10 protein-coding genes and 1 tRNA gene are annotated in these 9,418 nt (G+C 67.3%); 3 read left to right on the forward strand and 8 right to left on the reverse strand.

What is annotated here, in order from left to right; translation table 11 throughout:
• Positions 1-116 precede the first annotated feature (116 nt).
• Positions 117-980, forward strand: a complete 864-nt coding sequence (locus tag KDB67_RS20405; protein WP_291019974.1) for a hypothetical protein — start codon at positions 117-119, stop codon at positions 978-980.
• 92 nt (positions 981-1,072) lie between these two features.
• Positions 1,073-2,008, forward strand: a complete 936-nt coding sequence (locus KDB67_RS20410) for an SMP-30/gluconolactonase/LRE family protein (protein ID WP_291019977.1) — start codon at positions 1,073-1,075, stop codon at positions 2,006-2,008.
• Positions 2,009-2,034: 26 nt separating this feature from the next.
• On the opposite strand, the gene KDB67_RS20415 is transcribed toward KDB67_RS20410, so the two are convergent.
• The 5 genes from KDB67_RS20415 to KDB67_RS20435 all read right to left on the reverse strand — a co-directional run bounded on the left by KDB67_RS20415 (position 2,035) and on the right by KDB67_RS20435 (position 5,447).
• Positions 2,035-3,717, reverse strand: a complete 1,683-nt coding sequence (locus KDB67_RS20415) for a lipase family protein (protein WP_291019980.1) — start codon at positions 3,715-3,717, stop codon at positions 2,035-2,037.
• Between the two features lie 90 nt (positions 3,718-3,807).
• Positions 3,808-3,898: transfer RNA gene (locus KDB67_RS20420), tRNA-Ser, on the reverse strand.
• Positions 3,899-3,955: 57 nt separating this feature from the next.
• Positions 3,956-4,303, reverse strand: coding sequence for a hypothetical protein (locus KDB67_RS20425; RefSeq protein WP_291019984.1), 348 nt, complete (start codon positions 4,301-4,303; stop codon positions 3,956-3,958).
• A gap of 99 nt (positions 4,304-4,402) precedes the next feature.
• On the reverse strand, positions 4,403-4,846 hold the full coding sequence (locus KDB67_RS20430) for a nucleoside deaminase (protein WP_291019987.1): 444 nt from the start codon (positions 4,844-4,846) through the stop codon (positions 4,403-4,405).
• A 43-nt stretch (positions 4,847-4,889) separates the two neighbouring features.
• On the reverse strand, positions 4,890-5,447 hold the full coding sequence (locus KDB67_RS20435; protein WP_291019990.1) for a tRNA adenosine deaminase-associated protein: 558 nt from the start codon (positions 5,445-5,447) through the stop codon (positions 4,890-4,892).
• A gap of 87 nt (positions 5,448-5,534) precedes the next feature.
• On the opposite strand from KDB67_RS20435, the gene KDB67_RS20440 reads away from it, so the two are divergent.
• Positions 5,535-6,521 (forward strand): prephenate dehydrogenase, encoded by a 987-nt coding sequence (locus tag KDB67_RS20440; protein WP_291019992.1) that lies wholly within the window; start codon positions 5,535-5,537, stop codon positions 6,519-6,521.
• Between the two features lie 31 nt (positions 6,522-6,552).
• On the opposite strand, the gene KDB67_RS20445 is transcribed toward KDB67_RS20440, so the two are convergent.
• The 3 genes from KDB67_RS20445 to KDB67_RS20455 all read right to left on the reverse strand — a co-directional run.
• Positions 6,553-7,119: a putative glycolipid-binding domain-containing protein gene (locus KDB67_RS20445; protein ID WP_291020000.1), complete on the reverse strand. Its 567-nt coding sequence runs from the start codon at positions 7,117-7,119 to the stop codon at positions 6,553-6,555.
• Between the two features lie 121 nt (positions 7,120-7,240).
• Positions 7,241-7,978 (reverse strand): hypothetical protein, encoded by a 738-nt coding sequence (locus KDB67_RS20450; RefSeq protein WP_291019995.1) that lies wholly within the window; start codon positions 7,976-7,978, stop codon positions 7,241-7,243.
• Positions 7,979-8,072: 94 nt separating this feature from the next.
• A partial coding sequence (locus tag KDB67_RS20455) for a sodium:proton antiporter (RefSeq protein WP_291019998.1) occupies positions 8,073-9,418 on the reverse strand: 1,346 nt, incomplete at its 5' end.

Raw genomic sequence — 9,418 nt, forward strand, 5'->3', positions numbered from 1 at the left:
ACGTTGCGACGCTCGGCGGAGACCATGTGACGTATGGTCACTCCGGCCACCGAAGCTGATCGTGGCCGCTTTGGACGACAAAGGATTGTGTCGTAGCCGACGCCTACTGTCATCGTGTGCCGACATACCTTCACGAAGCGCTCGCCGAGCTGGTCCGACAGCAACCGCAGTTCGCCGTCGATCTCGTCACTGACCTCGGCGGCGTGCCCGTGCCCGACTACGCCTCCGTCACTCTCGACTCGCCGGACCTCACCGAAACCACGCCCATCGAACAGCGGGCCGACGGCGTCGTCACGCTCCATCACGACGATGGCGACGATGGCGCTGCCGCCCTCGGGATCATCGTCGAGGTCCAACTGGAACCCGACTACAAGAAGCACTACACCTGGCCTGCCTACCTCGTCTCGTTGCGTAACCGACTGAAGGCGCCCGTCGTCGTTCTGGTCATCTGCCCGCGGCCACGCACAGCGCGCTGGGCGGCACGACCCATACATCTGGGCGGCAATTCGAGAATCGAACCCCTCGTCATCGGCCCAGCCGACGTCCCGGCGATCACCGACCCCGAGGTTGCGCGTGGGCATCCCGAGCTGGCGATGCTCTCAGCCATCACGCACCACGAGAATCACGCTGTTCTCGACGCACTGTTCGCCACTTTCACACCCGACATTGAACGCAGCTACATGTACGCTGACCTCATTCGGACCGTCCTACCCGACACCGCACGCACCTACCTGGAGCAACTCATGTCCGCACCGACCTGGCAACCCAAATCCGACTTCGCGCGCGAATACTTCAACAAGGGCAAAGTCGAAGATCGCGCCGAAGCGCTCCTCGAGGTTCTGGCCACCCGGAGCATCCCGGTAACGGATGAAGCGAGAAGGCGTATCACCGAGTGCACTGACGTCGACCAGCTCAAGGAATGGTTCCGTCGCGCCATCACCGCCGCCACCGTGGACGAGGTATTCGGCGCCGACGGGTAGGCGGTCCGAAGGACACCTATCGACCGAGGTCTACACTTACCCCCTGTTGTACTGGACGCCCCGGCTACACCGGGGCACGAAGGGGAGTTTCGATGCGGCGTCTGACTGTGTTTCTCGCGGCGACGGCCGCATCCGTGGCGATGATCTGGGCGAACCCGTTGCCGGCCGATGCGGCGAGCCCTTGCTCGACGGTTCGCGTCGGCACCCTCAAAGCCGCACCTGTCCCGGTCCTCGGCTGGAGCGAGAACCTCGCCTACGACCGCGACGGCGCGCTCTGGGTCACCCGCACGGCGATGAGCACGGTGGAACGACTCGATGATCGCGGCCGTGTCACCGCGTCGGTGTCGGTGCCGTTTCCCGGCGGGATCGCAGCGGGGCCCGACGGCCGCATGTATGTCACCTCCTTCAGCAAGGACGCCCTCGGGCTCCTGCGGACGGGACGCATCTACAGCTTCGATCCCGCTGCCGCACAACCGAAGACACGGATCTACACCCAAGGTCTGGGCTTCCCCAACGGGCTGGCCTTCGACGCGAAAGGCAACGCCTACGTCGGTGACACCTGGCAGGGGGTACTCAAGGTGCTCCCGGGTGGCCGGGTCGACCGACGCTGGTCGTCGAAGGCGCCGCGGAACCTGACCCCCAGCACCACCGTCAACGGTTCGAGCATGAACGGCGTGGCCGTCGACGGCGACAACCTGTACGTGACGATGACCACCAGCGTGTCCGGGCGTGTACTGAAAGTCCCCCTGGCACAACCAAACCGAACCAGCGTGGCAGCCGACCTCACCGCTCCGATCCCCGGCATCGTCGACGATCTGACCGTGGTCAGGCGGGGAACTCTGGCCGTAACGACCACCACGGGCCAACTGTTCATCGCCAACACCGTCGCGCGCACGCAGTGCGTCGTCCAGCTCGGTCAGCCGGCGACATCGGTGGCCGTCAACCCGGACGACGCAACCGAACTCGCCGTCGGCACTGAACTCGGCGACATACTCCGGGTCCGCATCTCCGGCCTTGCGATCACCTGAACCGGGCGATCACCTGAACCGATCGATCAACGGAACCGCGCGGTCGTCCACTCCAGGAGTTGAGGTATCAGCGCGGACTCGGCTTCGACCAGGTCGACGTGGCCTAGTCCGGGGAATGTCCGGTAGTCGACCTGCCGGCCGGCGCGCCGGATCGTGTCGACGTATTCACGTTGAGCCGCGGGAGTGATCAGACCGTCCGCCTCACCCTGACCGATCAACAGCGGCACGCCGATCGTGGTCGGCGGAACGTTCTCCTTGAGCCGCTTCCCCAGAGCACCGCTGGTCGGATCGGTCGCGAAGATGTTCGGGTCCCTGGTCATCGACAGCGCCGAAAGCACCGAGACCAGGACGCCCGCGCCGGATAGGCAACGCCCCGACATCTGCCGGACGATGGGTTCGGCACCCGGACGGATCGCGCCACGCCACGTGACGTCGGGATAGTTGGCGATGTATGCCGCGACGGCGAAGGACGAGAACACGCTGCCGCCGGTGACGTTCGGGAGATTGTCGATCAGTCCGGGCAGATTCGACGCAGGCGCGAGCGCGGCAACTCCGGCGAGTGGGACATCCGGTGCGTACGTCGGGGCGAGCGCACCGGACCACAGCGCCGAACCACCACCCTGGGAATGCCCCCACACGACGGTGTCGTCGCCGAGGTCGGCCGGTTCGAGAGCACGTGCCGCCCGGACGGCGTCGAGCGAGGCGTGCGCGCTGTCGACACCGATGAGATATGGGTGCGGGCCCTTCGTCCCGAGACCGATGTAGTCGGTGGCGACCAGCGCCCACCCGCGTTTGATGACCTCGGGCAGCACGAACATCGCACCCGATTCGAACGGCTGCGTCAGCAGCGACGGCGCACACGGCTGCGCGTAGCCGGTCGTGCCGTGGTTCCAGTCGATCACCGGCCAACCACCGTCACCACGCTTCGGGACCACGACAAGCGCGCTGGCCACTGCGGGCGAACCGTCGCCGCGAGTGGTGGAATACAGAATCCGCCAGGCGCGCGCATCGTCGGGAACCTCACGGGTGAACGACTCGGACCGAATCAGGACACCCGGCTTGGCCGGGATATCGCTTGGTGCACTGTAGAAGTCGTCGACATCAGGGGTGTCGGAACGGACGTTGACGCTGACCACGCAGGCGACGACAGCGACCGCGACGGCCACGAGCGCGGTGATCGTCCGCGCGAACCGTCGTACCCGGCTCGGCGACTGCGACGGCTCGCGATCGCCGGGACGAATCAGGCGGCGAACCTCGCCCACGCCGGACATGATCAGCCAGGCCCCGAACACCACGGCCGTGACCACGAGGGTGATGTCCGCCCAGAGCAGTGCCAACAGCCCGAACCCGATCGAGGCGATACCGAAGGCACCCGCCGCGATCCGGGTATCGACCGGAGCTCCCGCTCGCAGAGCAGGAACAATCTGACGGACGCCTCGCACGCATAGCGCAATAGCGATGACGACGACGAGCACGCGCAACGTCAGACCGCCGAACGCCACGATGGCAACGCCCGCGGCAAGCCACGCGAGAGCCTCGGCAAACCGCCACCATCGAGATGTGTGGTGGTCGTCGTCGGTCAGAACCAGCACACCCTGGAGAATGAACCCGGCCCCGATGAACCATACGAGCACGCCGAGCGACGAGATCGGTCTGGTGATCAGGTAGATACCGAGCGCGATCGCCACCAACGCCAGGACAATGCGCATCCACGGAGGAAGACCAAGACGACTCTTGATGCGTATGACGGCTCCTTAAAACTGCAATGGCCCCCTACCGGTGCAGGCAGGGGGCCATTGTGGCGGTGGCGAGGGGATTTGAACCCCTGGTACGGGGTTACCGTACACAGCATTTCGAGTGCTGCACCTTCGGCCGCTCGGACACGCCACCGCGGAAAACTGTACCGCAGGTGTGCCGGAGCGTGAAATTACCTGGTCAGGCCCCTCGTCAGGCTGTTGTATCGGGCTTGTTGCCGCCGAGTTTGCCGGTGACCTCGCCGATCTTCTCCTGCGCGGCGATCACCGCGCCCTGCACCTTCTCGTTGGCCGCGATCTCACCGATCTTCTGCTGGGCGACGCCGATCGCGCCGACGACCTTCTCGTTCGAGGCGATCTCCCCGACCTTCTGCTGGGCCGCTCCCAGCGCGCCCTGCACCTTCTCGTTGGCGGCGATCTCGCCGAGCTTCTGCTGAGCCGCACCGATGGCGCCGGCGACCTTCTCGTTCGAGGCGATCTCGCCGAGCTTCTCCTTGGCGACGTTGATCGCCTCGTTGACTTTGTCCGCTGCTTCCGACATGGATTCTCCTCAGCTTGTTCGGCACCCGGCGTGATCGGTCATCCCGGGCGCGCCAATGATTGTGTCCAATGTGCCACAGATCGTGGCCCGCCTGCTGGTCTAGTGCGATTCTCGCCGTACCGCGAAAAACTCCTGCATCAGGCGTATCGCGTCGGCGGCGAGGACGCCGCCGATCACCTCGGGACGATGGGTGAGCCTGCGGTCGCGCACCACATCCCACAGCGATCCGACGGCCCCGGTTTTCGGTTCCCACGCGCCGAACACGAGCCGGTCGACCCGGGACAGCGTGATCGCGCCCGCGCACATCGTGCACGGTTCGACGGTGACGACTAGGGTGCACCCGGACAACCGCCATCCGTCACCGAACGCTCTCGCGGCTGCCCGCAGAGCGAGGACCTCGGCGTGTGCGGTGGGGTCGGAATCGGCTTCGCGACGGTTGGCGGCGCGTGCCAGTTCCACCCCGTCCGGGTCGTAGACGACCGCACCGATGGGCACGTCGTCGGCACCCGAGCGCGATGCCGCGTCGAGGGCGGCACGCATCATCGTCTCCCACGGTCCGGGCGGCGGTTTCCGGTCGGGAGTCAGGTCAGCGTCCCAGCGTGTCGAGGACCTTGGCCAGTTGCTCGGCGAAACCGAGGCGGGCGGCGATCATGCCGACCTGTTCGTCGGCGTACAGATCGGTGTCGCCGACGATCACCGCCAGCACCGCGTCGGGCAGTCCGAGATCGGCCAGCACGCCGAGGTCACCCTCCTCCCACGGTTCGACATCGTCGATGTCGTCGGGGTCGAGGTCGGGGACCTCCAGGTTGAGGGCGTCGAGGACGTCGACGGCAATGTCGTAGTCGACGGCGGCGGTGGCGTCGGACAGCAGCAACTGCGACCCGCCGGGCGCCGGGCGGATGATGATGAAGAACTCGTCGTCGACGTTGAGCAGGCCGAACAGCGCACTGGTCGCACGCAACGCCTTGAGCTGCCGCTCGGCGTCGGCGAGGTCGATGAGCGCGGACGGGTCGAGAGCTGTGACATTCCACCGCGTTTCGTCGCGCACCACGGCCACCGCGAAACCGTCGACGTCGTCGCCCGTGTTCGCGCTGTTGGTGTTGTCGGCCCCGCGGGACCCGTCGCCTTTACCGGCAGCTGCCATGCAGGTCACGGTATCCCGATTGGTGCGCGGTTCCCAAGTCCTAATATCCGTTCCCCCTGTTCGGGACCGCGTGGGAAAGTAGATGCCGTGACCGACAGCGATGCACAGCCCCTGCCCGCCACGGCAATCCCTCCGGAAACGGGCGCGGTGTGTGTGCTCGGGCTCGGGCTGATCGGGGGCTCACTGCTGCGCGTCCTCGCCGACACGACATCGGTCTTCGGCTGGAACAGGTCGATGACAACGGTCGATGCCGCCCGCGCCGACGGTTACGACGCCTCCGCGGACCTGCCAGAGACGCTGCGACGGGCAGCGGCCATCGACGCGGTGATCGTGTTCGCCACCCCGGTGACCACGCTGCCGGCGCTGGTCGCGGCCGTCGCCGAACACGCCCCGCGCAATCTGCTCACCGATGTGGTGAGCGTCAAGGAGGCCGTCACCCGTATCGTCGCCGCCGGACATCCCGCGGCCAGGTTCGTGGGCGGGCACCCGATGGCGGGCACCAGTCACTCGGGCTGGGCGGCCACTGACGCCGATCTATTCCGGGGCGCGATGTGGATGGTGTCGACTGGCGACGGCACCGACCCCGCCGACTGGCTGCGGGTGGCGGCGATCGCGCTGGCCGCGGGCGCAACGGTGGTGCCGGCGGCCGACGACGCCCACGATCGGGCGGTGGCCGCGATATCGCATCTGCCGCACCTGATGGCAGCTGCGACCGCGGCCGTCGGCGCCGGGGAGAGCGGACTCGCGTTGCGGCTGGCAGCGGGTAGTTTCCGCGACGGCACCCGCGTCGCGGGCACGGCACCGGCGTTGCAGCGGGCGATGCTCGAAGCCAACGACGCGGCACTGCTGAACGTGCTCAGCGAGGCCATCGACCGGCTGACGAACATCCGTGACGATCTCCGTGACCGCGGCAGCGTCGAGATCCTCGTCGACGACGGGCACCGGGCGCGACTGGCCTACGAGGCGATGTCGTCGCGGCCCCCTGTGCCGATCACCGGCGTCACCGTCGGTTCCCCGGGATGGCAGCAGGAACTACGCCGCCAGGCGCACACGGGCCGGGTTTGGGTGGGTTGATGTCCGGGCCGGGTTCGGGTGGGTTGGGGGTCTATACCCGTTCGGACAGCCCTTCGTAATCGATGACGAAACCGTTCTCGTCGAACGAGATGGTGGAGCTGGCGAGGGGCCCTTCGATGGCCACCTGGTTGCCCTTGAGTTTGGTGTAGTTCATGGTGGCCGCCTCGACGCGAGCCTCGGGCAGGTACAGGTACACGACCGGCACCTGCGCATGCTCGCCGGCGGGGACGCGGCGCCCGGCACGGAACGCGTAACGGCGGATGGGCAGTGCGTTGAACATCGGCGACAGGGCCATGTCGATGTCCTCGGCGCCGTTGAAGTCGCTGCGGATGGTGCCGTCGGCGGTCTGCACGAGCCAGTTGTGTTCGCCATCGCGATTGATGGCGAGCTGCGATTCTCCGCTGGCCCGCACGAGGTGCACGGAGAAGCGTTTGGTGACGCCTTCGTCGTTGGTGATCAGTTCGTACGACGCGGAGAACGCCTCATGTTCGTCGTTCGCCGCGGCGATGATCCGGCCGTATGCCTTGATGCGGGCGCCACTGGCGTAGACGCGGACCTGTTCGAGCCGGACGGCATCGAGACCACGCCAGGTGACCATGGTCCGGAAATCGCCACCGCCCGGGGCCGTCGAGGGCGCAGTGGCTGTCGAGGACGCCGTCGGGCTGGGCTGGGCTGCTTGCGGTGAACTCACTTCTCTACGTTAGCGATATCGGGGCTGCTCACGCCAGACATGCGGCGGTCCGGCGCGACGAATCGACGGTCACCTCGTCGCTGGCCACCACTTCACCGCCGACGGTGATCGAGCACGTCACCGCGCTTCCCGACGTGGCGATCACCAGCAGCCGCAGCGGGGCGCCGGTGCCGGTGAACGTCACGGTCCAGTCGGGTTCGGAGACGACGGCACTGCGGGTGCCGGTGCCGTCGCTGTAGGCGAGTACGCCGACGCCGTTGATGGTCGCCCGGTAGACGATGGTCTTGCCGGCCGAGTCCACGACGATGCCGCGCCGCGACGGTGTGTCGGGGGCGGTTCGAGGGGTGACGGTTCGGGGAGTGACGGTCCAGGTGGTGGCGGTCGGCAGCGTGATCTCGTCGGGCTCGTCGCCGGTGAGCACGTTGCGGGCCATCAGCACCGTCGCCGTACCGAGCACGACGATGACGACGAGGTACACCGCCGTCTTCCACACCGCGCCTGATCGGGGTTCGGGGCCTGATCGGGGTTCGGGGCCTGATCGGGGTTCGGGGCCGGATCGGGGTTCGGGGCCGTGCGACACCTGTCCAGGGATTGCCACAGCTCCGGGAGTTGCGGCGGCACCGGGCAGCGGAGACTGACCGGCCGCGGGCTGCCCCGGAAGGTACTGCGCGGTGCCGTCGTCGGCGTATCCGAGCGGCGGATAGAACTGGGGGCCCATCGGCTGCAGGTACGACTGTTCGGCGGGTGTCGGCTGTCGTTGCGCCATCGCCTGCCCCCATGCCTGTGTCCCGCGGCCGTGTGCCCCGGGTCTCTGCCTGCGACCATACCCAAGCCCCGGCCGCACGCCGGATGCCACCGATCTACAAGCGGCTCTCCATCCTCGCCGACAGGCTGGCTTCCTGAAGATCGAGGCGCTCGAGCATCGCCCGGACGGCCTCGTCCTCGATCTTGCCTTCATCCCGGTCGGCGACGAGCGCGGCGCGCTGGGCCGCGAGCACATCCAGGTACAGCTTGATGAACGCGTCGGTGCGGCGGTTGTGCTTTTCGGGGTCGGGCATCTCTTCGGCGTCGTGCGACTGCCGGGCGACGGTCGCGTCGATCACCGCGACGGTCTCGGCGTCGAGACCGTCGGGCGGGGCGGCCCTGAATTCGGCGAGGACGCCGGCCGAGGCCCGGTCGGCGATCTTCTCGGCGAGTTTGGTCTGCTCGTAGTCGTAACGTTCCTCGGCCTCGTTGTGCAGGTGCAGCCGCGCGATCATCCACGGCAGCGTGGTGGCCTGGATGCCGATGGTGCCGATGGTGACCACGAACGCGATCGCGATGATGGCCGAGCGTTCGGGGAAGTCGCCGCCTCCGGCGACGGTCGCCGGGATACCGGATGCGGCGGCGAGTGTCACCACCCCGCGCATACCGGTCCACGCGACGACCGTCGACTCCTGCCAGGTCAGCGGACGGCCGTCGATCTTGCCCGCCCAGCGGGACGGCTTCTTCCGTTTCTCGCCGGATCGGGCGGCACGCCGTGGGTTGGCAGGCGTTTCGAGGTTGACGGCGGCGTCGATACGTCTGCTGACCGCGGCACGCCCGAACATGAGGAACACGCAGATCGGCCGGATGGCGAGCACGACTACCAGCACCAGCACCGATGCCCACGCGATGTGCACCAGCGATTCCTTGGCCGCACGCAGGTCATCGATGATGAACCGCATCTGCAGTCCGATATAGGCGAAGACGAACGCTTCGAGCAGGACATCGACCGAATGCCACAGGTAGCGTTCCTGCAGACGGGTCTGGTACCCGGCGCGCAGCGACCCGGATCCGACGACGAAGCCCGCGATCACCACGGCCAGCACACCCGAGGAGTGGATGTGTTCGGCGCCGATGAACGCCGCGAACGGGACGACGAAGCCCTGCACCGTCTCCAGGGCCGGGTTGTCCAGGTGCCGCCGGATCCACAGCGTGGCGAACCCGATGACGAGGCCGACGAGCGGCCCGACGACGGCGCTGTAGCCGAACAGAGCGAGCGGATTCTCGATGAAGGAGTGGGTGCTGGCGATCTGCGAGATGGCGATCGCGAACAGTGACAGTGCTGCGGCGTCGTTGACCAGCGATTCTCCGGTGAGGATCGACATGAGGCGTTTGGGCAGACCGAGTTTGTGGCCGATCGCGACGGCCGTCACCGCATCGGGCGGGGCGACGATCGCACCGA

The organism is Gordonia sp. (in: high G+C Gram-positive bacteria) (genome assembly GCF_020438995.1).
Classification (GTDB): Bacteria; Actinomycetota; Actinomycetes; order Mycobacteriales; family Mycobacteriaceae; genus Gordonia.